This is a genomic window from Psychroflexus sp. MES1-P1E (genome assembly GCF_002836055.1).
Taxonomy (GTDB): Bacteria; Bacteroidota; Bacteroidia; order Flavobacteriales; family Flavobacteriaceae; genus Psychroflexus.
In genome coordinates this window covers 47,947-70,720 of sequence record NZ_PJBS01000310.1, presented here as the reverse complement: position 1 = coordinate 70,720, position 22,774 = coordinate 47,947, and the positions used below count along the sequence as shown (strand labels likewise).

Below are 22,774 nucleotides of genomic sequence, written 5' to 3'. Positions count from 1 at the left end.
TTTTGGATTACTCATCTATTTTCAAAACATAGAACACTCACTCTTTGTGACCTTGGTTATTGCCCTTGTGATCTTGTTTTACACTATAAAGCTGTTGATTTATGCTCTCTCTTATCAAAAGCATATTTTAGCTTATTGGTTTTATTTTATTTTGTACCTTTGCGTTTTTGAAATCGTACCTTACTTAATTCTTTTTAAAATGTTTAACACAGACTAATTAGAATTTTGTAAGAAAAACCAATCTCTATGAAAGTGAAAAGTATCCTTATTTCACAGCCCAAACCTAATGTAGAAAACTCTCCTTATTCAGAACTTGAAGAAAGATTAAAATTAAAAATTGATTTCATCCCCTTTATACACGTTGAGCCAGTAGATTCTAAAGAGGTGAGGCAGCAAAAAATTGACATCACCAAGTTTTCCGCTATCATCCTTACAAGTAGAAATGCAGTAGATCATTTCTTTAGAATTGCTGAAGAAATGAGATATAAAATACCGGATAGTCTCAAATATTTTTGTTTGAGTGAAGCGGTAGCCTTTTACTTACAGAAGTACGTGGTGTATAGAAAGCGTAAGATTTATGTTGGTAAAAGAACATTTCAAGAACTTGAAGTGAGTATCAAGAAGCATAAAGATGAAAAATTCTTATTGCCTTCTTCAGATATGCTTAAGTCTAACGTCCCACAGCAGCTCGATAAACTTGGTGTGGATTGGACGCGTGGCATTTTTTATAAAACCGTGGTAAGCGATCTTTCTCATCTTAGAGAAGTGTCTTATGATATTGTGGTTTTCTTCAGTCCAAGCGGGATTAAGTCGCTTTACGAGAATTTCCCAGATTTCGAACAAAAAAACACACGCATCGCTGCTTTTGGAAACTCAACCATCAAAGCTGCCGAGGAGAAAGGTCTAAAGGTCCAGATACAAGCTCCTACTCCAAAAACCCCATCTATGACAATGGCCATTGAAAACTATGTAAAAGAGAATTAATTAATTGTTTTCTTTCCATCAAATTAAAGAGCCGATATACAAGTGTATATCGGCTCTTTAATTAATAATGTTTTCTAGTTTTTAAGCGTTGGGGGCACCATTCAAAATTTCTTCGTCTGCGTAAGATTCAAATTTTTTGAAATTATCTTTAAACGATTTAGCCAAGGATTTAGCTTTTAAATCATAAGCTTCCTTGTTCGCCCAAGTCTCTCTGGGGTTAAGTACATCAGAGGGGACGTTTGGACAACTTTTAGGGATAGCAATATTAAAGATATCGTGTGTTTTGTATTCCACATCAGAAAGTTGGCCTTCCATTGCAGCTGTAATCATAGCTCTTGTAAACTTCAGTTTCATTCGGTTTCCCGTGCCATAAGGTCCTCCAGTCCATCCTGTGTTAATTAGCCAAACGTTTACTTCTGATTCTCTCATTTTCTTACTTAGCATTTCACCATACCGTGTAGGGTGTAAAGGCATAAACGGGGCGCCGAAACAAGCAGAGAAACTCGGTATGGGTTCTGTAACTCCAGCTTCTGTTCCTGCCACTTTAGCAGTATAACCACTTATAAAGTGAAAAGCAGCTTGTCCAGGGGTGAGTTTGCTTATAGGAGGTAACACGCCAAAGGCATCTGCAGTTAAAAAAAAGATATTTTTAGGATTTTTCCCAACAGACCCAGGTTGAATATTGTCTATATGATGAATAGGATAACTTACCCTTGTATTTTGAGTGATGCTTTTGTCTTTAAAATCTACTTCCCCATCTTTAATAATTACATTTTCAAGAATGGCTCCTGGTTTAATACTGTCATATATTTCTGGTTCTCCTTCGCGAGATAAGTTTATGACTTTTGCATAACATCCTCCTTCGAAATTAAAAACTGTATTTTCATCGGTCCATCCATGTTCATCATCTCCGATTAATCTCCTGTCTGGATCTGCAGATAAAGTCGTTTTTCCTGTCCCCGAAAGACCAAAGAAAATAGCAGTATCTCCTTTTTTTCCGACATTGGCTGAACAGTGCATGGGGAGAGTGTTTTTCATCACTGGAAGTATGAAGTTAAGAGCAGAAAAAATCCCTTTCTTTATCTCTCCAGTATATCCCGTACCACCTATTAAGGCGATTTTTCGAGTAAAATTAAGAATAGCAAAATTATGAGCCCGTGTCCCATCCACCTCAGGGTTTGCTTTGAAACTAGGAGCACTAACTACGGTCCACTCTGGAGAAAAATCTTCAAGATCCTTTTCCGTAGGCCTTAAAAACATATTGTAAGCAAACATATTGCTCCATGAATTCTCATTAATGACTCTTATATTAAGTCGGTAATTCTCATCTGCACAGGCATAACAATCTCTTACGAAAAGCTCTTTATCGTTGAGGTAGTTAACCACTTTATTGTATAATTTGTCAAACTGATCAGGGTCAAATTCTAAGTTGATGTCACTCCACCATACTTCATCTTTGGTAATATCATCTTTTACAATGAATCTATCTTTCGGAGATCGCCCTGTAAATTCACCAGTGTTGACTGCAAGTGCACCACTATCTACCTCAACACCCATCCCTTTTTGAATGCTGATTTCATGTAAATCTTCAGGTGAAAGTTGATAGTTGATTCTCTTTGAATCGATGCCATAATCTTTTAACTCAATCGTTTTAGTAATTCGCTTTAAGTTATTCATAATTTTGTTGTGTTGTTATTATGACAGACAAAGCTAACGAGTTTATATTTAAATTAAGGAGGTAATTATTATAAATTATGAGCTTTTTTTAATAATATGAATGAAGAGTAAGGCCCAACTTAAAATCAACAAAATTCCACCTATAGGTGTAATCCAAGCTATAGTTTTAAAGTCGAAGCTTGAAAGTTCATTGGTAGCTAGGCCATATATTGAACCCGAAAAGAAGATAACACCAGTGAGTAAAAGCCAAAAGAGGATTTTGTTAAGTTTTTGTGTAGTAAAGGTCTGTGTGGATAGAAAAAGTAAAAACAAGGCGTGGTAGATTTGATATTTCACCCCCGTTTCAAAGGTGTTTATAGCATCTTCAGAAATTATGCTTTCCAAACCATGAGCTGCAAAAGCTCCAAGGATAATTCCTATACCTCCAAAACAACTTCCGAGTAAAACCAATTTTTTTCTTTGCTTCATCCTTGTATCCCTATTATATTATGTAATTTCAATTTTTACACAAAATTAATCATTAAAATCCATTTTTGAATATGAGATCAATTTTAATCATAGGTGCTGGAAAATCTGCATCATCACTCGTTAGGTTTTTGCTAAAGGCTTCTTCTGAAGAAGACCTACACATAATAATAGGGGATATTTCTATTGATAATGCTAAGAGCCTAACAGCAGATCATCCCAATGCAAAGGCTATGCAATTAGATATTTTTGATAAAGCCAATAGACAAGATGCTATACAAAGTGCAGATATTGTTATTTCTATGCTACCTGCCAGATTCCATATGGAAGTTGCAAAAGATTGTGTGAAGTTTAATAAAAACATGGTCACAGCCTCTTATGTATCTAAAGAGATGGAAGCATTGGATGCAGAAGTTAAAGAAAAAGGACTCACCTTTATGAATGAGATAGGGGTTGATCCTGGCATTGACCATATGAGTGCAATGCAGGTGATAGATAGAATAAGATCTCAAGGAGGCAAAATGTTGCTTTTTGAATCGTTTACGGGGGGACTCGTCGCTCCAGAAAGCGATGATAATCTATGGAATTATAAATTCACTTGGAATCCCAGAAACGTTGTTGTGGCTGGACAAGGTGGAGCCGCAGAATTTATCCAAGCCGGTCAATATAAATATATTCCTTACCAACGCCTTTTTCGCAGAACTGAATTTTTAAGCATTCCAAAATATGGGCGTTTCGAAGGCTTAGCCAATCGAAACTCTTTAGCTTACAGAAGTATATATGGATTGGAGAATATTCCTACCATCTACAGAGGAACCCTAAGACGCATTGGTTTTAGCAAAGCTTGGAATGTATTTGTTCAACTTGGATTGACAGACGATACCTATGCGATGCAACACACAGAACAAATGAGTTATAGGTCTTTTGTAAATTCATTCTTGCCCTATTCACCAACAGATTCAGTTGAGCTTAAGCTAAGGTTGAGCTTAAAAATTGACCAAGATGATCTCATTTGGGATAAACTTGTAGAGTTGGATATTTTTAATTCAAAGAAAATTATTGGACTAAAAAATGCAACTCCAGCTCAAGCTCTTCAAAAAATTCTAGAAGATAAGTGGACTTTAAAGCCAGAAGATAAAGATATGATTGTGATGTATCATAAATTTGGATTTGAGCTTAATGGGGAAAGAAGGCAAATTGATTCTACAATGGTAAGTATTGGTGAGGACCAAACTTATACGGCCATGGCTAAAACGGTTGGGCTTCCCGTAGGTATTGCTGCTCTTAAAATTCTAAATGGAGAAATTAAAAAGCCTGGTGTGTTGAGGCCTATATTTCCAGAAATATACAATCCTATATTAAAATCATTAGAGGATTACGATATTAAGTTTGATGAGACCGAAAAAGAATTTATAGGCTATAACACAGATCAACTTAACTAAAGGAATTAAGCTGAAAACGCTTGCGCATAACTACCATATGGGCAGCCTCATAAACAGATCGTTTGAAAGTCATTTTTAATTCTTCTATTAATAATAAGAGGATTATTAATGGCTTTTTTGCCTTCCGAAATTATTTCTGCGGAGACTCTTGTTTTTGCACCATTTCTAGGGTTAAGATAAACAAAAAGTTGACCAGTCAATGCAGTATGGATTGCCATTGGAATTTGGTTCTGAGAGATAGCTTTGGTTCGACTCATTTCCAAAAAAGAAGTTGTTAGGCTGCTATCTATCAAAATATATCCTGTAGGGATGATCTCTAAAGTAGAGTTCTTTAATTGGGTGCTACTTTCACTGAAATAAAATTAGTATTGTTTGGTATACAGTTTAAAAACTCTTGAGTTTGAGATAGGGTAAACGTATCGGGATCTATTAAAACGCTAAATAAGTGATTACCATTTTGAATGCTCCTAAAAATACTGCTGTAAATAGGATGTGAGGGAGGATTAATCATTGGCAATAGCATACACACAAGTGAAATTTTCGAACTCAAAAAAAGTTAAGTTATAAAAAGTGATTTCATTATTTGAAGTTACCCTAGCCTTAGTTTTCTGACTTGAAATTTCAAAGTCGTTCACAAAGATATCATGTAAAAAAAGCAATCCTTTTTTTCCGTAAAGCTTATAAAGAGATTCTTTTGCTCCCCAAACGATGGTTAATTTTCTAATGAGATCTTCAGTATCTCCAAGAGCTTCATATTCTTCAATAGGGGTGAACTTTGGTGCGATGAGTTTTATTTTGTCGCGTTGTTTCTCGATATCAATTCCAACTTTTTTGGTGGACACTATAACTGCTGTAAATTCGAAAGAGTGAGTAATAGAAATCTCATGACCATCGTTAAGATGAGGTTTGCCTTTAGTGTCGTAGTCTAAATCAAAATCAGAATATCCAAATTCCTTGAGTAAATGCCTGATGCTCATAAATCCTTTTTTATGGATTTGAGATTTCATGCCGTCGTATCGCTTCCTGCAATACTCAGTTAACTCGACCCCCTCTTCCAGACTTTCTAAAGATTCTTCTATCTTCCAGATGATGGCGGTTGTATCTTTATCTACTGTTATTCTTTTGTAAATCGGCATAGAGTTGTAAAGGGTTTCCTTAATTTTGTGTTCAAAAATATAATAAAATTAATTATGAGTATGGAAACATTACATTATACTCCTTACAAAGTTAAAGATATTTCTTTGGCAGATTGGGGACGTCGCGAAATAGAGTTAGCAGAATCAGAAATGCCAGGTTTAATGGCGTTGAGAGAAGAGTTTGGAAAACAGAAACCTTTGAAAGGCTCTCGCATAGCTGGTTGCTTACACATGACCATCCAAACTGCTGTGTTAATTGAAACACTCGTTGAGCTTGGTGCTGAGGTAACGTGGAGTTCTTGTAATATTTTTTCTACTCAAGACCATGCAGCAGCGGCTATTGCAGAAGCTGGAGTTGCTGTTTATGCTTGGAAGGGAATGACGGAAGAAGAATTCAACTGGTGTATAGAGCAAACTTTGTTTTTTGGGGAAGATAGAAAGCCCTTAAACATGATTTTGGATGATGGTGGTGATTTAACGAACATGGTTCTTGACGACTTTCCAGAACTTGCAGATGCTATAAAAGGTTTATCTGAAGAAACAACTACTGGGGTCCATAGACTTTATGAGAGAGTGAAAAATGGAACTTTGCCTATGCCAGCTATCAATGTAAACGATAGTGTGACCAAATCTAAATTTGATAATAAATATGGGTGTAGGGAAAGTGCAGTAGATGCCATACGAAGAGCAACAGACCTCATGCTTGCTGGAAAACGCGTCATAGTTTGTGGGTATGGTGATGTTGGTAAAGGTACCGCTGCCTCTTTTAGTGGAGCAGGTTCTATAGTTACAGTAACAGAAATAGACCCTATTTGTGCTTTACAAGCGGCTATGGACGGTTTTGAAGTTAAGAAATTGGAAACTGTAGCCCCAACAGCAGATATTATTATTACGACAACAGGTAATAAGGACATCATTAGAGCTAAGCATTTTGAAGCTTTTAAAGACAAAACTATAGTTTGTAATATCGGTCATTTTGATAATGAAATTGATGTAGCTTGGTTGAAAAAGAATCACGGCGATACCCGTGTGGAAATTAAACCACAGGTCGATAAGTATACAATAAATGGCAAAGACATTATTTTATTAGCTGAAGGTCGTCTTGTTAATTTGGGATGCGCAACAGGTCACCCAAGTTTTGTGATGAGTAATTCCTTTACTAACCAAACTCTTGCTCAAATAGAGTTATGGCAAAATGTAGACAAGTATAAAAATGAAGTATACATGCTCCCAAAACACTTGGATGAGAAAGTAGCAAAACTCCATTTAGAACGTCTTGGAGTTGAACTCACAGAGTTGGAAACCGATCAAGCTGATTATATTGGTGTAGAAGTTAAAGGTCCATTTAAACCTGAATATTATAGGTACTAGTTGTAAACTAGTATTTAGTACAAACCAAGCCTAAAGAGCTTGGTTTTTTTATTAAAAATAAGACTCACACCTTATACCGATTTAGCATACAGATGTCGGATAAAATTAGTTTCTCTTTCACTTATTAATCGTCATAAAATGGAACCGTAACTAGGGCTATGCTTATACTTTTTTCCTCAACTAAGTAAAAAACTTGTGCTGAGCTACGTCGTAGTAGGATTCAAATTTTTAATACAACATTTAAAAACTAAATTGGTATTCGAGCTTTTTTAAATCTATTACCTTTAATTTAAATTTCAATACATGCATATACATTTTATAGCGATAGGTGGAAGCGCCATGCATAATCTTGCAATCGCCTTACATGAAAAGGGAGACCAAGTCACGGGTAGTGATGACGAAATCTTTGAGCCTTCCAAAACTAGGCTAAAAATAAAGGGCTTATTACCTGAGGAGTTTGGTTGGTTTCCAGAAAAGTTAACATCAGATATAGACGCTGTTATTCTTGGTATGCATGCCAAAGCAGACAACCCAGAACTTCTAAAAGCTACAGAATTAGGTCTTAAAATTTATTCTTATCCAGAATATCTTTTTGAACATTCCAAGCAAAAAACTAGGGTAGTGATAGGAGGGTCTCATGGTAAGACCACCATTACTGCTATGATTCTACATGTGATGCATTATCACGATAAACAAGTAGATTTTATGGTTGGAGCACAATTGGAAGGCTTTGATACTATGGTTCACCTCACCGAAGAGAACGACTTCATTTTATTGGAAGGGGATGAATATTTGAGTTCTGCATTAGATAGACGGCCAAAGTTTCATCTATATCAACCCAATATCGCTTTGCTAAGTGGAATTGCCTGGGACCATATCAATGTCTTCCCCACCTTCGAAAATTATGTAGATCAGTTTGAATTATTTCTTGATTCCATGACCAATGGGAGTACTTTGGTTTACAATGAGGAAGATGATATACTTACTCAACTGGCTTTAAATGCAAAAAAGCCTACTCGAAAACATGCCTATTCTACTCCAGAACACACCATAGATGACGCGGTAACCTATTTGGAAACTCCAGAAGGTCCATTGCCCGTGGAAGTTTTTGGAACGCATAACTTACAAAATATAGCAGGGGCAAAATGGATTTGTCAACATATGGGCGTAGACCAAGATGATTTCTACGAAGCGATCAATAGCTTTAAAGGGGCGTCCAAAAGGCTGGAAAAAATAGCAGAATCTAATAAAGCTATCGTTTTTAAAGATTATGCGCATTCCCCCTCCAAAGTTTTGGCCACGACAAAAGCGGTGAAAGCACAATTTTCTTCAAAGGTAGTTTTAGCTTGTTTAGAGCTTCATACCTATAGTAGCTTGAATTCAGAGTTTTTGAATGAGTACAAAGAAGCTTTGAATGCGGCAGATGAAGCTGTGGTGTTTTACTCTCCTAAAGCTTTAGAAATTAAACAGCTTGAAGCTATTACCGAAGAACAAATCTTTGAGGCTTTTGGAAGAAAAGACCTGAAAATATTTACCAATCCTGAAGCTTTTAGAGAGTTTTTGAAGTCAAAGTCTTATTTAGACCAGGTTTTATTACTGATGAGCAGTGGGAATTATGGTGGATTGGATTTTGAAGAAATCAAAAATTGGATTCAATAATCTTACTGACTTAAGGTGTTTAAAAACAGATTTAAGCGTTTTTCCTGACTTTTTTTGAGGAGTGTTTTAGCTTTATTAAAATGAGATTCAGTTTTGTCTTGGCTCATCTTGAACCTTCCGTGGAACTCATCTATAGAGACTTCAAGACCTTGTATAAAATGCTTTAACGCAGGAATTTTAGGATGGTTTGATTCAAGCTTAAAGTTGAAATCTAATTGGTTGGTCATTGCTATTAAACTCTCTACCATCGTAGGTTCTTCTATAAAGTTGGCTTTCCCTTTTAAATGAACTTTTGCAAAATTAAAAGTAGGGAGCTCATCAGTTTCAAATTCTGAGGGAGAAATGTAAGCATCGCCTGCATGAAAGATAAGTTCTACCCGGGACTTGTGGATATGCTGAAATTGTGGATTCTCCTTGTTAATATGTCCTACCAATTTGTTATCGAAAATTATAAAAGGGATGTGCGACGTGAAAATTTCTTGGTCATGGAGACTGATTAGGGTGGCTAGCGGAAATAATTCGATAAAGGTTTTTACAGATTCCCAATTTTTGGATGTAAAATGACTTGGTAAATAGCTCATAGTTTAGAAATAATAATATCAAAATTACACTGTTTTTTAGCTGGATTTTAGTTCCGAGTCAATTATTTATGACTTGTTAGTTGTCCAGCTCAGGTTTTTCCTGTTTGATTACCTTTATCTAAATAAGCATTAGTATGAAACCCTCCTCAAAATCGTTTAGTATAAAGAATTGGTCTGAAGGTGATAGACCAAGAGAAAAGTTAATTCATAAAGGTAAATCTAGCTTAAGTGATGCAGAACTTTTAGCGATTTTAATAGGCTCTGGTAATAGGGGAGAAAGTGCTGTTGAGCTTTGTAAACGCATTTTACATGCCTCTGAAAATAGCTTGCAGAAACTCGCCAAATTCAATTTAAGCCAACTTCAAGACTTTAAAGGAATAGGCGAAGCCAAAGCGATTAGTATTATTGCAGCACTCGAGCTTGGGAATAGGAGAGGAGCGGAGTCTGTCCAAGAGCTTAATAAAATTTCTGCAAGTAAGGATGTATTTACGATAATGCATCCTTTTTTAGGGGATTTGGATCATGAGCAGTTTTGGATTCTGATGTTGAACAATTCAAATAAAATTATTTATAAATATCCTTTAAGCAAAGGAGGAATCACTTCCACTATGGTCGACACTCGTTTGGTTTATAAAAGCGCTTTGGCTCATGGCTCTACAGCCCTCATTTTGGTTCATAATCACCCCTCTGGAGCCTTGCAACCTAGCCAAGCGGATAAAACCATTACTCAAAAATTGAAAAATGCCGGTGACCTATTAGATATAAAAATTTTGGATCATATTATTGTTACAGAAAAAACTTATTTTAGCTTCGCAGATGAAGGTATACTTTAATTTATGGAAATATTAGTCTACATTCCAAAACAAACCCCAAGAATCAACTATATCTTTAGACACATGTGTGGAAGGATACTGGGGTTTAAAGTCAAGTTCTGTACAAAAGTTGAAGATTTCATTGCTTTCGAGGGTGTAAAGTTTTCTTACGCTAAGAAAAAATTAGGCAATGAAGTTTTTATCCAAAAGTTCGGTTTGTTAGATGAGCAAGGGATTAACGATCTTAATTTCAGTATGGATCATTGGGAAGAGGTTCCGTGCTTTTTTCGAGTCTCTTCAGAAAGTGAAATTCCTTTTGATATTTTTTCAGCAGCATTTTATTTGATTACACGATATGAAGAGTATCAGCCTCATGTGAAAAATGATGTAGATTCTTATCCTATTGAAGAAAGCTTGGCCCATCAACATGATTTTTTAAAACAGCCAGTGGTAGATGTTTGGGCTTATAAGCTGAAAAAAATATTGGAGGCTAAGTTCCCCAGTATCACTTTTCCGAAGCGAAGGTTTAACAGTCAGTTTTTGATAGCAGTGTCCAAAGCTTTTGAACATAGGCACAATGGTTTTGTAAGATTTGTGGGTGCTTCCTTTAGAGATATTTTTCAACTTCAAATCAAATCGCTTTTTGAACGATTTAAAACTATGTTAAGGCTTCAGCCAGATCCTTATGATATCTATGATGAACTTATAGGTTTTGCAAAGGAAAATAAATTGAAGTTCGATTTTTATTTTCAGTTGAGCAACTACTCTAGATACAGCAAAAGTATAAGCTATAATAAAAGAATCTATCATAGCCTTATTAAATCTATGGGAGATTATGGAGACCTAGGCCTTTTGCCAGGTTTTGATGGTCTTCACGACTATGAAATTCTCAAGAAGGAAATAAAACGTTGGGAAAGTATAGTCAACAGGAGCTTAGTAAAAACTCTTATAAAAAATTACCATCTTAATTTTCCAGATGCCTATCTTAATTTCAACAAGTTGGAAGTCGAGAAAGATTTTTCTATGGGCTATCAAAAAAATATAGGCTTTCGAGCGGGGACTTGTACCGCTTTCCAATTTTATGATTTGAATTTGGAACAAGTGTCTGGACTGGTTATACAACCCTATGTTTTAAATTCCAGGGTTTTAAAAGGCGTAGATATTTATGAAAAAATTGAAGAATTGAAGCAATTAAGATCCGCTATAGCATCAGTAGAGGGACAAATGAATTTCATATTTGAAAATTCAGATTTTGTAGATCGCTATTCTAAAAACGCCATATTTGCACTCATGAAAGAAATGAAACAATGAAAGAGATAACTGATATTTTTTTTGATCTAGATCACACACTTTGGGATTTTGACAAAAACTCAAAACTTACTTTTGAAACTATTTTCAAAAGTTATAATGTCGATTTACCGCTAAACGATTTCCTAGAGGTCTACTTACCTGTGAATAGGAAGTATTGGAAGCTTTTTAGGGAAGGTAAGATCGAGCAAAAAAACCTGAGATTTCACCGTTTGAGCGACGTGTTTGATACGCTTAAGTTCTCAGCATCCGAACAGCTAATTGATGATTTATCTCAAGCTTATATTGAACAATTGCCAAACTATAACCATTTGTTTCCCAATACATTTGAGGTGCTAGACTATTTATCTGCTAAATATAAGCTTCATATTATCACCAATGGCTTTTATGATGTACAACATAAGAAACTAGGAAATTCAAAATTGTCTCCCTACTTTAAGACAATAACCACTTCGGAAGACGCAGGAGTTAAAAAGCCTAACAGGATTATTTTTGATTATGCCTTAGACCTTGCAAAAACTAAGCACTCCCAGAGTATCATGATAGGTGATAGTCTTGAAGCAGATGTAGAAGGAGCTAAGGCTATAGGGATAGAAGCCATATTTTTTGGTTATGATGCAAATTACAAAGGGATCCAAATTCAAAATTTAAACGAACTCAAAACTTTTTTTTAATATGAAATATATAGTAATTTTCATTTTCTCATTATCACTGCAATTTAGTTTTGGACAAACTAAAAGCTTAAATGCTTATGAATATGTTATTGTCCCTATGCAGTTTAATTTTCAATCAGAGTCCAACCAATATAGCCTTAATATTCTTGCACGAGTCTTGTTCCAAGAGGAAGGATTTAAAGTGTATATGGATAAGGAGGAAAAGCCATTAGCTTTAAGATTAGACCCCTGTAAATCCTTAAGAGCAGATGTAATTGATGAAGGTGGTTTTTTAACTACTAAAGTTAAAGTCCTACTTAGAGATTGTTCAGGAAATACTGTTTATCAAACCAGTGAGGGTGTAAGCAGGTTGAAGGATTTTAAAAAATCATACAAAGATGCCTTAAGAAATGCTTTTGAGTCCTTTTCAACAGTAAATTATATTTATGATGAATCTTTGGATACCTCTAAAGATTCAACCAGTAAAGTAGATGAGGTTTCTGAAAGCCAAAGCTTAAACACAGAGGATAAGTATCCAAATAAATCTATTTATAAGTTTGGTGGTGAATTCTATTGGCTGGTTTCTATTTCTTCAGGGGGTTATGATATTTTATCTAGCCAAGGTGAAATAAATTATGCTCAACTTAAAAAGGCAGATAAGGGTTCCTATATTTTTAATTCAAAAACTATAAACGGAGCTGCTTATTTTGATGCGGAAGGAAATCTTATCGTTGAATATATAGACCGAGACTTGGATGAAATTCAAAATGTAGTGTTCAAGAAAATCGACTAGTAGTTATATTTGCCCTTCCATTTTTGTCTTAAAAACTGTCTTAATTGATCTTCTCTTTTATTTTTGCCAGGCTTAAACAAAATTTTATTTGTGAAGTCATCGGGCATAAATTCAGCTTGAATAAAATTGTTTTCATAATTGTGGGCATACTTGTACTCACTCCCATAACCTAAGTCCTTCATCAATTTGGTAGGGGCATTTCTTATGGAAAGAGGTACATTGAGATCTCCAGTTTGTTTTACGAGGGCTTGTGCTTCGTTTATGGCTTGGTAAGAGGCATTGCTTTTTGGCGAAGTTGCTAAGTAAATCACACATTGACTTAAAATTATTCTAGCTTCGGGAAAACCAATTGTATTCACCGCCTGGAAGGTATTATTAGCCATAATAAGTGCGGTGGGATTTGCATTCCCAATGTCTTCGCTGGATAAAATGATAAGTCTTCTAGCAATAAACTTAACGTCTTCACCACCTTCTATCATTCTTGCTAGCCAGTAAACGGCTGCATTGGGATCGCTTCCTCTTATCGATTTTATAAAAGCCGATATGATATCATAATGTTGCTCCCCAGTTTTATCGTATCTAGCAGTTTTTTGTTGAATTTTTTCTTCAACGAGATCATTTGTAATAATGATGTTTTCATCATCTACAGAATTAACGACTAGCTCAAACATATTCAGAAGTTTTCTCGCATCACCTCCGCTCAAGCGAAGCAGAGAAGTAGTTTCTTTTAAAGTTATATCTTTCTTTGACAGGTATTCGTCTTCAGATTTAGCTCTATTTAAAAGCAGAATTAAGTCTTCTTTAGAAAATTCGTTAAGGACATAAACTTGGCAACGTGATAGAAGTGCTGGAATGACTTCAAAACTTGGGTTTTCTGTAGTAGCTCCTATAAGGGTAATCCAGCCTTTTTCTACAGCTCCTAAAAGTGAATCTTGTTGAGATTTGCTAAACCTATGGATCTCATCTATAAATAAAATAGGATTTTTTTGTTCAAATAATCCCTGATCTTGCTTCGCTTTTTGGATGACTTCTCTTACGTCTTTTACTCCACTGCTTATAGCAGATAAAGTAAAAAAGCTTCTCTTGGTTTCTTTAGAAATCAAGTTTGCTAAGGTGGTTTTACCAATGCCTGGGGGTCCCCAAAGAATTATTGACGGTATTAAATCTCGTTTAATCATTTGAGAAATGGTCCCTTTTTCGCCAATTAGGTGAGTTTGGCTTAGGTAATCGGAGAGTTGTTTTGGTCTTAATCTTTCGGCTAAAGGTGCTTTCATAATTCAAAATTAAGAATTTCTTTTCATCCTGTTTTATTTAAATGATTTCTTAACAGACCTCTATTTAATAGTCACTTTTAATACTTTTGAACTATGAAGACTTTAAATCCCATAGACCAACATCATAAATCCTCCTTAGCTCCGGCTATTCTATGGCCGCTTTTAATTTTATTCTCACTATGGATAGTCTATTGGATCGAAATTAGGTTTAGATTTAACTTCACATCCTTTGGGGTTTACCCCAGAGAGGTGAAAGGATTATTCGGTATTTTTGCTTCGCCATTCATTCATGGTGGGATAGATCACATCTATAAAAATTCAATTCCGCTTTTAGTTTTATTAGCCAGTTTATTTTATTTCTACAAAGACATTGCATGGAAGGCTTTGTTCTTTGGATGGCTAACCTCAGGGTTGTTAACCTGGATTATTGCTAGGCCTTCATTTCATATAGGAGCTAGTGGTATAGTTTATTTCTTAGCTTCTTTTTTGTTTTTTAAAGGCATACGTTCCAGAAATTACAGGCTAGTCGCCTTAGCCCTTATCGTGGTCTTTTTATACGGTAGTTTAGTTTGGGGGACTATGCCCGGAGAACCTGGAATTTCATGGGAAGGGCATTTGTCTGGATTTATTTCTGGATTCTTTTTGAGCTTTTTTCTTAAATCGACTCATTTTCAGAATTTACCCCCTTTAAATAAGCCAAAAAAGAAGACGAATTCAGAAGATGAATTTATGAAACAATTTGATGAAAACGGTGATTTTAGACCTTTAGATCCTGACTACAAAGAACCTAACTTTTCACAATCTACAACAGCAGATCAAGTTGAAATTAAATATAATGTTGAGGATAAAGATTGACTTACTTCGCAGCAGTGGTGCTTTGTTGCCTTAGGCATTCATATAAGACTACCCCACAGGCCACAGAAACATTTAAAGATTCAATACTGCCAAGCATAGGAAGTTTTCCCTTTTCATCCACCATTTTCAATATGCTTGGTTGGATCCCCTCTCCTTCACCACCCATTAGTAGAGCTAGTGGTTTATTGAGTTCCAACTCATAAATGGAGGTATTTGTTTTTTCTGTAACCGCAACAATTTCTACACCAGACGATTTTAAATAGAATAAAGCATCTTTAAGATGATCTACTTTACATATAGAAATATTGAAAGCTGCTCCGGCAGAGGTTTTTATAGTTTCGTTGTTCACTTGAGCACTTCCGCTCTTAGGTAAAATGACTGCATCTACACCAGTACATTCTGCCGTCCTTAGAATAGCTCCCAAGTTTCTTACATCGGTAATACCATCTAAAAGCATGAACAAAGGTTTTTCCTTGCTTTCTAAAACCTTTTCAATAGTTGTTTCAAAATCACTGTAACTTATTTTTGAAGCATGAGCAATAGCTCCTTGGTGGTTAAACTGTTCGTATTTTTTAAACTTTTGGATGGGGACGTATGATACCTTTATTGTGTTCTGCTCTGCCAGACCTTCAATTTCCTTAAGTTTAGGATTGTCAGAATCCCGTAGTAAGATAATTTTTTCGATGTCTTTGTTTTGCCTTAAGGCTTCAACAATACTATGTATTCCAAAAATGATGTGGGATTCTTCCATAATTCTAAATTTAAAAGGGATTGACAAAATTATGTCAATCCCTTTAGTAAACCTATAAAATACTAACTTATTCTTTAATGATTCTACTCTGGATAGAGTGTTGACCATCAATCAAGTTTGCAATATATACACCATTTGATAAGGAGCTTAGATCTACACTCAAAGCATTGGGATTGTTGAAATCACTTACACTTAAGATTTCTCTACCCATTATGTCATAAATTGATACGCTTACTTCATTACTAAATCCAAAATCTTTAGATGAAATATTCAGGTTATCTTTAACCGGATTTGGCCAAAAACTTGTAGATTCTGTAGTGAAGTTTTCAGAGCTTAGCGTGCTTGATGTTATTCCTGTCACTATTATACTTACAACCTGAGTTTCATCATCAAGAGTCCCTTTGTGTGAAACTTCAACTGTATAGGTATCATTAGAACTATTGTCTATGTTGATAATTTCAACAGTATCTACAGTATTATCTCCTTTGATTGCTGGCGAAGTTAAGTTCTCCAGGTCTAATTTCCATGGAAAATATTCTGTCCCATCAGAGCCGATAATTTTTAAATCAATATCATTAACAAGTGCGGGTCTTGGGTTATTAATATCGTTTTCTAAGGCATCACCTCTTACATCCGTCCACACTACTCCAACTTCCAACTCTTCAAATTGATCTTTAGTTACATTAAATGTATAGGTTGAATTATTTACAAGTGTATGCTCAAAGATCATAGTTATATCTTCGTCATTTATAATGGCTTCAGCCGCTTTTTTACTGTTCATGATACCCCATCCTCCAATGGGATCTGGCCCTTCTGGACCAAAATCATCAGCTGTTACACATATTAAAGCCTTAAGTGTTGAAGCTAACATGTATTTGCTGTTTAATCGGCTATATAGTTCTTGTAAGAGAGCTGCAGAGCCAGTCACATTTGGAGCAGACATCGAAGTTCCTGTAGCTCTCGCATAAGCTGAGTTGCTAGTATTACTTGTGGAAAAAAGTTGAGTTCCTAATCCAGTAATATCTGGCTTGATTCTTCCATCATCTGTTGGTCCTTGTGAACTGCTGCTATTAATTGTTGCAGAAACCATGTTACTATCATTATCTAATTCTACATCTGAAGCATTGGCAACAACTAAATTATTTTTAGCATTCTTATTTCCTGTCAATTTATCCAATCTTGACCCTAAACCACCTTGATATACTGCATTGCCATCATTTCCAGCAGAAACTACCATTAAATAATATGGGTTTAATCTGATAACAGCATCCCACGATCTTGCAGGACCACTATAAGCTCCCATATACCATTCATTATCATCTAAGCTTCCAACTGGAACACCATAAGAATGATTAGAAAGTAATAAGTCGTTATCTCTTGCCTGCAGCAAAGCTTCTGTGACATCACTTAAATTATCGAAAGCTATTAAATTTGCTTTTGTTGCCATACCAGTAGCATTTGAATTTAAACCTTTAGCGGCTAGAGTACCAGCTACGTGAGTGGCGTGAAAACTTGATTGATCAACATCGTCTGAGATAGTTATTCTACTGTCTCCATTATCATCTCTGAATTCTAAGTGGTTAAGTAAAGGGTGACCGCCGACTTCCCAAATGCCAATTTCTAATCTATCACCCTCTAAATCTAATTGTAAATCTCCGTCTAATTGTAAAAAATTAGTTCTGGTAGCTCTTGCAGCTTCCTCATTGTGATTTTCGACATGAATGGGTTTTCCATTAATGACATCTACTAAAACACTAAACCGATCTGATTTATAATTCTGGTGATTCTCCAAATAAACTCTAACTCTTTCTTTTCTTGTTTCTTCATTGCTTTTGATTTCGTCTTCAATTCCTTTATTATCCTGACCAAAACTAATAAAGGATATAAAGATTATAAGAATTGATAATATTTTTGTAATTGTTTTCATTTTTTTTTCTTTAAAAATACAATAATTTATAATGTAGACACAAAAAAGGGCTAAGTGTTTATAACATAGCCCTTTTATTATGGTTTAATAATTAGTAATTACCTCGACTTTGAATTAAGTGTAGCTCGTCCACCCGTCACATAAGATGGAGAATCTACGACCTTTAGAACAATTCGTTGAGCCTCTTCAGGTAAGCTATTGTTTGTAACAGTTATGGTAACTTCTGCAGTTCTTTCATTTGCAGGAATTACTACTTGAGCATCGAACGTAAAATTATCTGTTGTAATTTCATTTTCTGCTGTATCTATTTCTATTCCAAAACTTCTTTCGGAATTTGATACATCTGAAACGAAAACCTCAGCTGTCTTATCTCTCGAATCTCCTGGATTCAAATTTACATTACTACTTCCTCCAATTCCAACAAATCCCACAACTGTATCTCTGTCTTCTTCAAAATCTTCATAATCATCACAAGAAATGAAGGGAGACGTTAACAATAAAAGGAAAACTAATCTTAAAATATGTTTCATAATTTTATTTTTTAATATCCTGGGTTTTGTACTATGTTTGGATTTGTATCTAGAGTAGTCTGCTCAAAAGGCATTTGGAATTTAATATCTCCAGCTGGAAGATTTTGAACTACTGGCGGAGTTCCTGAACCATCTGCATATTCGCCAAAAGGTTCTCTTTGTACACTTTCACCATATCTTTTTATATCTAAAAATCTTTGATATTCAAAAGCAAATTCAAGTCTTCTTTCTAACTTAATAGCAGCTAATAAGGCATTTCCAGATTCACCATTTGGTGGAGTTAAGTAACGTTTTGTTCTTATCTCGTTTAGAGCTGCCAATGCTTGTGCAGATTGATTTAATCTAAAATGAGCTTCAGCTCTATTCAACGAAGCTTCGCCTGCTCTTAATATTTTATAATCTACAACACCATCATTCTGTCCTTCTCTTCCGAAAAGTTTCCTTATACCATTTAGATCCTTGCCACCGTTAGCAGCATCCAATATATAAGCTTCTTTGCGAATGTCGTCGTCAGCATATAAATCAACTAACTCTTTCGAAACTACATATTCAGCAATTAAAGATGACTGTATACCTTGATTCCAAGCTACTCCTATTTGGTTATTTAAGATAGGGTTTTCGTTTTCAATTGAGAATAATAAACCATTATCCGAAACTGTACTATCATCCCAAATTCCTACAAAACCATCTCTATCAGCAACTGGAGTTGAAACTTGGTTTGCAGCATCAATCGAATTTTGCCATTGTCCCATGTACAAATAAACGCGAGATAACAAAAGATTTACAGATTCTTTACCCATACGTCCATCAGGATTGGTATCGTTTATATCCCTAGCTGCATCTTTAAGATCGTCAACTATAAAGCTATAAACTTCTCCAACAGTGTTTCTCGCTGGTTCTATATTTACATCTGCGACAGTTACATACGCAACTCCCAAACTGGAATTTGCATCTGCGGATTGTGTTGGTATTTTTCCCCAATATGATACTAAATGAAAATGAGCAAGTGCTCTTAAGGCTTTCGCTTCAGCTATAATATTGCCTTTACTTTCTCCTTCAAAAGCCTCAACAAATTGCAAGACTTGGTTAGATCTATAGATAAGAGCATAGGCATTGGTATACATATCTGTCATACTTGAATTTACAGAATACGTATATTCATGTAAATATCTTTTGGTTAGTCTTCCAACAGTCGCTAATGTAGCATTGTCTGCAAGGACATCTGCCGCAGACAAGACGGATCCATTACCAGAAGGTCCGTATAGTCCACCCGTTAATAGTGTGGAGTAAACACCCCTTATTCCATTTTCAAAATCTGAGGCTGAAACAAAGGCATTTTGTGTTCCAAAATCATCGAATGGAATCTGATCTAGATTACTTTCACAAGAGGTTAAAATTCCAATAGTGAAAACAAAAATTAAACCTTTTTTAAATATATTTTTCATTTTTTTTGTTTTTTTGTTTAGAAGCTTACATCAAGTCCAATTTGGAATGATTTTAAATTTGGGTAGCTATATAGTGTAATTTCACCTGGTGCGACCGTATTACCAAAAGAAATAGATTCACCAGAGGATATACCTACTTCAGGATCTCCGTAAAAATCGGTAAAGGTCAGTAAGTTTTGACCCTGTACGTAAAATCTTAGAGAACTAAATGGAGTTTTCTCTAATACCTCCTTCGAAAAGTTATAGGCTAAAGTGACATTTCTTAATCTTATATAATCCCCCTTCTCAAGAAATCTATCAGAATTTACATTAATATCATCTTGTCTGTAAAGTGGACTAGGTTGAACATTGGTATCTCCTGGTTGTTTCCAGTAATTAAAGGCAGAAGTTGCTTGGTTACTGTCTACCTGATCACCATCAGCGTTTCTTTGTTGCCTTACAACGTTATTAATCCAGTTCCCACTTTTAAAAACAAAATCTGTTCTTAAGCTTATATTTTTATATCTAAAATTACTATAGAAACCCCCTTCTATATCTGCTATAGTAGATTTGCCTTGGAGTACACGAGCATCTTCTGCATCCTCTTCTGTTAAAGCATCTGCAAATACAACATTGTTATTTGCATCTAGATACTGAGAACGTCCTGTTGCTGGATCTACACCTGCCCATCTTACCAAGTTATGTTCGTTAATCTTAGCGCCTTCTCTATATAAGATATTAAATGTGTTAGGGAATACATCTTCACCGTCAGGTAAGGAAACAATTTCCGTATCTAAAAAAAGTACATTTCCTCCAAGTGTCCAAGATACATCTTCGTTTCTTATAACATCACCTCGTAAAGAGATTTCGAAACCTGTGTTTTGAATTTCTCCTAAGTTACCATTAACACTTTCTATTCCTGATTCATCTGCTTTGGGTATTTCAAATAATAGATCTTCTGTATCTCTTATAAAATAGTCACTTACAGCGGTTAAACGACCGTTGAACATGCTAAGTTGAACACCAATATTTGTATTATAAGAAGTTTCCCATTTCAAAGCTGAATTTTCAATATTTGAAGGGATAGTAGAACTTCCTCCTGGATATGAGTTGAAACCAACAGTTCCTAGCTGAGAATACCTACCAAGTCCTGATCTGTTTCCAGTTGTACCATAAGAACCTCTAAATATCAATTCATCTATAGGCTCTACATCAAAAAAGTTTTCTCTAGAGATGTCGTAACCTCCACTAACACTAAAAAAGAAACCATATTGTTCTCCAGAACCAAAGTTTGAGGAGCCATCAAAACGTCCAGAAGCTGTGAATAAATATTTTTGGTCAAAGTCATAATCTGCAAAAAGACCATAAGATACCAATGCCAATCTGGATCTTCCTGAAGAACCGAAAGTTACTTCAGCTGCACTAGCTTGGGTAGTTAGTAATGGAGAAGAAAAACCTCTACTGCTTACATTGTAGCTATTAAATTCGTTCATGTTGTATTCATATAATCCAAGTAAGTTTAAAGTATTTTTACCCTTTTTTAGATTATAGTTTAGCGAATTGGTTACGGTTAGGTCAAAACTATAAGAACCATTATCTGTTTTAGTTCCTGGGAATTCAGCACTTCCAATTAATTCTTGAAGAATACCACCTGGCTTGGATGCTCTATCCGATCTTTCGTTTAAACTATTGATAGATGCTCTAAAATTATATGAAAAATTGTCTGATAGTTTTATATCAGCTGTAAAGCTTGAAGATAAAAGATTATCGATATTTTTTGATGGTTCTGATATCAATGCGCCTCTAAGATTAAAACTTGTTGAAGTTGGAGAATACACTGGATTTCCAGATGCATCTAGAACTGGATTTCCTACATCATCCAAAACAAATTCTGTTTCGTAAGGATTATAGTCCAACATTGCTCTAAATGCGTTTTGTACATTGTTTCTATCTCTAGGCTCGTCACTAGTAGATCTTGAATAGCCAACATTTACACCAATTTTCAACCACTCTTTAGCATCAAAATTGACATTAAGACGAGTATTTATTCTTTCAAAACCTCCTATTTGATCTATAATACCCGTGTTTCTATCGTGACCTGTAGAGAAGTAATAATCTAGTTTTTCTGAACCTCCAGAAATAGAAACATTGTTACTTTGCAAAATACCTTTTCTAAGAATAAGGTCTTCCCAATCTGTTTGGTTATCCAAAAGAAATTGACGTTCAGGAGACCCAGGTTCAGTTGTAACACCAGGTAAACCAGAAGCACCTGAGATGCCTAAGGCAAACATCTCAGCTTCATATTGGAACTTTTGCTGAGCATTCATCATTTTAAAATTTGGTTCTATTCGTTCGGTTTGTCCAAATCTAGAATTTAAAGTTATTTTTGCATCTTTGTTACGGTTACCGCTTTTAGTGGTAATAATAACAACTCCGTTTGCTCCCCTAGATCCATATCTTGCTGTAGTTGAAGCATCTTTTAAAATTTTAATTTCTGCAATATCAGAGTTAGGGATAGCAGCTAAAACATCCTCATCGATAGGTGCCCCATCAACTAAGTAAAGAGGTGAAGAAGCTCCAGCAGTTAAAGAACCTGTACCACGTATTCTTACGAATGCACCTTGCCCTGGCTTACCATTTGCAGCGGTTACTTGTACCCCTGCTGCCTTACCTTGTAGCAAATTATCAATTGTAGTTGTAGGGGCAAGTTCATTTATCTCGGCAGCTGAAATGGTTACTGTAGCAGATGTTGCTACTGTTTGGTTTCTGTTAGAATATCCTGTAACGATGACCTCATCCAATGTAGCAGAATCTATAGACATATTCACATCTATTTGTAGTTTATTACCAATTTTTACATTTTTAGTAGTAAAACCAACATACCTGAAGATTAAGGTTTGATCCGGACTTGCCTGAATAGAATAATTTCCATCAAAATCTGTCTGTGTTCCAGTATTTTCTCCCTTTATTAAAATGTTTACACCTGGTAGCGGGAGACCGTCAGGATCTGTTACCGTTCCAGTAACAGTATTCGTCTGTGCAAAGGTTATCTGCACGAATAACACTAAAATTAGTGTTAAAATTCCATTTAACTTTGTTCTCATTTTTTTGTTTATTTGAATTAGCCTACGC

General features: G+C 35.3%; 21 protein-coding genes. 10 read left to right on the top strand and 11 right to left on the bottom strand.

The window, feature by feature from the left end:
• Together CXF67_RS11740 and CXF67_RS11735 are read left to right on the top strand one after the other, a co-directional pair.
• The coding region (locus tag CXF67_RS11740; RefSeq protein ID WP_145990463.1) for a DUF4271 domain-containing protein at window positions 1-217 on the top strand (217 nt) is incomplete at its 5' end.
• A gap of 29 nt (window positions 218-246) precedes the next feature.
• Window positions 247-984 carry a uroporphyrinogen-III synthase gene (locus tag CXF67_RS11735; protein WP_102088911.1) on the top strand — a complete coding sequence of 246 codons (738 nt, stop codon included), beginning with the start codon at window positions 247-249 and terminating at the stop codon, window positions 982-984.
• Window positions 985-1,065: 81 nt separating this feature from the next.
• Here CXF67_RS11735 and pckA read toward each other — a convergent pair whose 3' ends face one another.
• Complete coding sequence (pckA, locus tag CXF67_RS11730) at window positions 1,066-2,661, bottom strand: phosphoenolpyruvate carboxykinase (ATP) (protein WP_102088910.1); 1,596 nt, start codon at window positions 2,659-2,661, stop codon at window positions 1,066-1,068.
• 75 nt (window positions 2,662-2,736) lie between these two features.
• Complete coding sequence (locus CXF67_RS11725; RefSeq protein WP_102088909.1) at window positions 2,737-3,129, bottom strand: DUF423 domain-containing protein; 393 nt, start codon at window positions 3,127-3,129, stop codon at window positions 2,737-2,739.
• 71 nt (window positions 3,130-3,200) lie between these two features.
• Here CXF67_RS11725 and CXF67_RS11720 point away from each other — a divergent pair, with 71 nt between their 5' ends.
• On the top strand, window positions 3,201-4,568 hold the full coding sequence (locus CXF67_RS11720) for a saccharopine dehydrogenase family protein (RefSeq protein ID WP_102088908.1): 1,368 nt from the start codon (window positions 3,201-3,203) through the stop codon (window positions 4,566-4,568).
• 47 nt (window positions 4,569-4,615) lie between these two features.
• Here CXF67_RS11720 and CXF67_RS18855 read toward each other — a convergent pair whose 3' ends face one another.
• Complete coding sequence (locus CXF67_RS18855; protein ID WP_102088907.1) at window positions 4,616-4,825, bottom strand: hypothetical protein; 210 nt, start codon at window positions 4,823-4,825, stop codon at window positions 4,616-4,618.
• A gap of 246 nt (window positions 4,826-5,071) precedes the next feature.
• A complete protein-coding gene (locus CXF67_RS11710; protein WP_102088906.1) occupies window positions 5,072-5,704 on the bottom strand; it encodes a 4'-phosphopantetheinyl transferase family protein in 633 nt (210 codons plus the stop codon).
• Between the two features lie 54 nt (window positions 5,705-5,758).
• Here CXF67_RS11710 and ahcY point away from each other — a divergent pair, with 54 nt between their 5' ends.
• On the top strand, window positions 5,759-7,075 hold the full coding sequence (ahcY, locus tag CXF67_RS11705; RefSeq protein ID WP_102088905.1) for an adenosylhomocysteinase: 1,317 nt from the start codon (window positions 5,759-5,761) through the stop codon (window positions 7,073-7,075).
• Between the two features lie 303 nt (window positions 7,076-7,378).
• Complete coding sequence (locus tag CXF67_RS11700; RefSeq protein WP_102088904.1) at window positions 7,379-8,734, top strand: UDP-N-acetylmuramate--L-alanine ligase; 1,356 nt, start codon at window positions 7,379-7,381, stop codon at window positions 8,732-8,734.
• A 2-nt stretch (window positions 8,735-8,736) separates the two neighbouring features.
• Here the strand turns inward: CXF67_RS11700 and CXF67_RS11695 are convergent, their stop codons facing one another.
• Window positions 8,737-9,315, bottom strand: coding sequence for an FMN-binding negative transcriptional regulator (locus tag CXF67_RS11695; protein WP_102088903.1), 579 nt, complete (start codon window positions 9,313-9,315; stop codon window positions 8,737-8,739).
• Window positions 9,316-9,449: 134 nt separating this feature from the next.
• Between CXF67_RS11695 and radC the strand changes: the two genes are divergently transcribed.
• From radC to CXF67_RS11675, 4 genes are read left to right on the top strand one after another with little or no spacing between them, the layout of a single operon-like run.
• Entirely contained in the window at window positions 9,450-10,148 is a 699-nt protein-coding gene (gene radC, locus CXF67_RS11690; RefSeq protein ID WP_102088902.1) for a RadC family protein, read from the top strand.
• Window positions 10,149-10,151: 3 nt separating this feature from the next.
• On the top strand, window positions 10,152-11,438 hold the full coding sequence (locus CXF67_RS11685; protein ID WP_102088901.1) for a polysaccharide deacetylase family protein: 1,287 nt from the start codon (window positions 10,152-10,154) through the stop codon (window positions 11,436-11,438).
• Window positions 11,435-12,109, top strand: coding sequence for a YjjG family noncanonical pyrimidine nucleotidase (locus CXF67_RS11680; RefSeq protein ID WP_102088900.1), 675 nt, complete (start codon window positions 11,435-11,437; stop codon window positions 12,107-12,109). Before CXF67_RS11685 ends, CXF67_RS11680 begins: the two co-directional genes overlap by 4 nt.
• Before the next feature lies 1 nt (window position 12,110).
• On the top strand, window positions 12,111-12,881 hold the full coding sequence (locus CXF67_RS11675; protein WP_102088899.1) for a hypothetical protein: 771 nt from the start codon (window positions 12,111-12,113) through the stop codon (window positions 12,879-12,881).
• Here CXF67_RS11675 and CXF67_RS11670 read toward each other — a convergent pair.
• Complete coding sequence (locus CXF67_RS11670) at window positions 12,878-14,155, bottom strand: replication-associated recombination protein A (protein WP_102088898.1); 1,278 nt, start codon at window positions 14,153-14,155, stop codon at window positions 12,878-12,880. The two genes, CXF67_RS11675 and CXF67_RS11670, sit on opposite strands and share 4 nt — an antisense overlap.
• Before the next feature lie 93 nt (window positions 14,156-14,248).
• Here CXF67_RS11670 and CXF67_RS11665 point away from each other — a divergent pair, with 93 nt between their 5' ends.
• Window positions 14,249-15,010 carry a rhomboid family intramembrane serine protease gene (locus CXF67_RS11665; protein WP_102088897.1) on the top strand — a complete coding sequence of 254 codons (762 nt, stop codon included), beginning with the start codon at window positions 14,249-14,251 and terminating at the stop codon, window positions 15,008-15,010.
• 1 nt (window position 15,011) lies between these two features.
• On the opposite strand, the gene rlmB is transcribed toward CXF67_RS11665, so the two are convergent.
• From rlmB to CXF67_RS11640, 5 genes are all read right to left on the bottom strand, one after another.
• On the bottom strand, window positions 15,012-15,761 hold the full coding sequence (gene rlmB, locus CXF67_RS11660) for a 23S rRNA (guanosine(2251)-2'-O)-methyltransferase RlmB (RefSeq protein WP_102088896.1): 750 nt from the start codon (window positions 15,759-15,761) through the stop codon (window positions 15,012-15,014).
• 67 nt (window positions 15,762-15,828) lie between these two features.
• Complete coding sequence (locus CXF67_RS11655; RefSeq protein ID WP_102088895.1) at window positions 15,829-17,688, bottom strand: S8 family serine peptidase; 1,860 nt, start codon at window positions 17,686-17,688, stop codon at window positions 15,829-15,831.
• Between the two features lie 98 nt (window positions 17,689-17,786).
• Window positions 17,787-18,218: a hypothetical protein gene (locus CXF67_RS11650; protein WP_102088894.1), complete on the bottom strand. Its 432-nt coding sequence runs from the start codon at window positions 18,216-18,218 to the stop codon at window positions 17,787-17,789.
• Between the two features lie 11 nt (window positions 18,219-18,229).
• Window positions 18,230-19,663 carry a RagB/SusD family nutrient uptake outer membrane protein gene (locus tag CXF67_RS11645; protein WP_102088893.1) on the bottom strand — a complete coding sequence of 478 codons (1,434 nt, stop codon included), beginning with the start codon at window positions 19,661-19,663 and terminating at the stop codon, window positions 18,230-18,232.
• A 17-nt stretch (window positions 19,664-19,680) separates the two neighbouring features.
• Entirely contained in the window at window positions 19,681-22,746 is a 3,066-nt protein-coding gene (locus tag CXF67_RS11640; protein ID WP_102088892.1) for a SusC/RagA family TonB-linked outer membrane protein, read from the bottom strand.
• Between the last annotated feature and the right edge of the window lie 28 nt (window positions 22,747-22,774).

What these genes read in the sequence shown, in the direction of transcription:
- CXF67_RS11640 (WP_102088892.1), bottom strand. Translation starts at nt 22,746, where the DNA reads ATGAGAACAAAGTTAAATGGAATTTTAACACTAATTTTAGTGTTATTC.
- CXF67_RS11685 (WP_102088901.1), top strand. Translation starts at nt 10,152, where the DNA reads ATGGAAATATTAGTCTACATTCCAAAACAAACCCCAAGAATCAACTAT.
- ahcY (WP_102088905.1), top strand. Translation starts at nt 5,759, where the DNA reads ATGAGTATGGAAACATTACATTATACTCCTTACAAAGTTAAAGATATT.
- CXF67_RS11645 (WP_102088893.1), bottom strand. Translation starts at nt 19,663, where the DNA reads ATGAAAAATATATTTAAAAAAGGTTTAATTTTTGTTTTCACTATTGGA.
- CXF67_RS11725 (WP_102088909.1), bottom strand. Translation starts at nt 3,129, where the DNA reads ATGAAGCAAAGAAAAAAATTGGTTTTACTCGGAAGTTGTTTTGGAGGT.
- CXF67_RS11700 (WP_102088904.1), top strand. Translation starts at nt 7,379, where the DNA reads ATGCATATACATTTTATAGCGATAGGTGGAAGCGCCATGCATAATCTT.
- CXF67_RS11675 (WP_102088899.1), top strand. Translation starts at nt 12,111, where the DNA reads ATGAAATATATAGTAATTTTCATTTTCTCATTATCACTGCAATTTAGT.
- rlmB (WP_102088896.1), bottom strand. Translation starts at nt 15,761, where the DNA reads ATGGAAGAATCCCACATCATTTTTGGAATACATAGTATTGTTGAAGCC.
- CXF67_RS11720 (WP_102088908.1), top strand. Translation starts at nt 3,201, where the DNA reads ATGAGATCAATTTTAATCATAGGTGCTGGAAAATCTGCATCATCACTC.
- CXF67_RS11650 (WP_102088894.1), bottom strand. Translation starts at nt 18,218, where the DNA reads ATGAAACATATTTTAAGATTAGTTTTCCTTTTATTGTTAACGTCTCCC.
- CXF67_RS11680 (WP_102088900.1), top strand. Translation starts at nt 11,435, where the DNA reads ATGAAAGAGATAACTGATATTTTTTTTGATCTAGATCACACACTTTGG.
- CXF67_RS11665 (WP_102088897.1), top strand. Translation starts at nt 14,249, where the DNA reads ATGAAGACTTTAAATCCCATAGACCAACATCATAAATCCTCCTTAGCT.
- CXF67_RS11670 (WP_102088898.1), bottom strand. Translation starts at nt 14,155, where the DNA reads ATGAAAGCACCTTTAGCCGAAAGATTAAGACCAAAACAACTCTCCGAT.
- CXF67_RS11655 (WP_102088895.1), bottom strand. Translation starts at nt 17,688, where the DNA reads ATGAAAACAATTACAAAAATATTATCAATTCTTATAATCTTTATATCC.
- radC (WP_102088902.1), top strand. Translation starts at nt 9,450, where the DNA reads ATGAAACCCTCCTCAAAATCGTTTAGTATAAAGAATTGGTCTGAAGGT.
- CXF67_RS11695 (WP_102088903.1), bottom strand. Translation starts at nt 9,315, where the DNA reads ATGAGCTATTTACCAAGTCATTTTACATCCAAAAATTGGGAATCTGTA.
- pckA (WP_102088910.1), bottom strand. Translation starts at nt 2,661, where the DNA reads ATGAATAACTTAAAGCGAATTACTAAAACGATTGAGTTAAAAGATTAT.
- CXF67_RS11710 (WP_102088906.1), bottom strand. Translation starts at nt 5,704, where the DNA reads ATGCCGATTTACAAAAGAATAACAGTAGATAAAGATACAACCGCCATC.
- CXF67_RS11735 (WP_102088911.1), top strand. Translation starts at nt 247, where the DNA reads ATGAAAGTGAAAAGTATCCTTATTTCACAGCCCAAACCTAATGTAGAA.
- CXF67_RS18855 (WP_102088907.1), bottom strand. Translation starts at nt 4,825, where the DNA reads ATGAGTCGAACCAAAGCTATCTCTCAGAACCAAATTCCAATGGCAATC.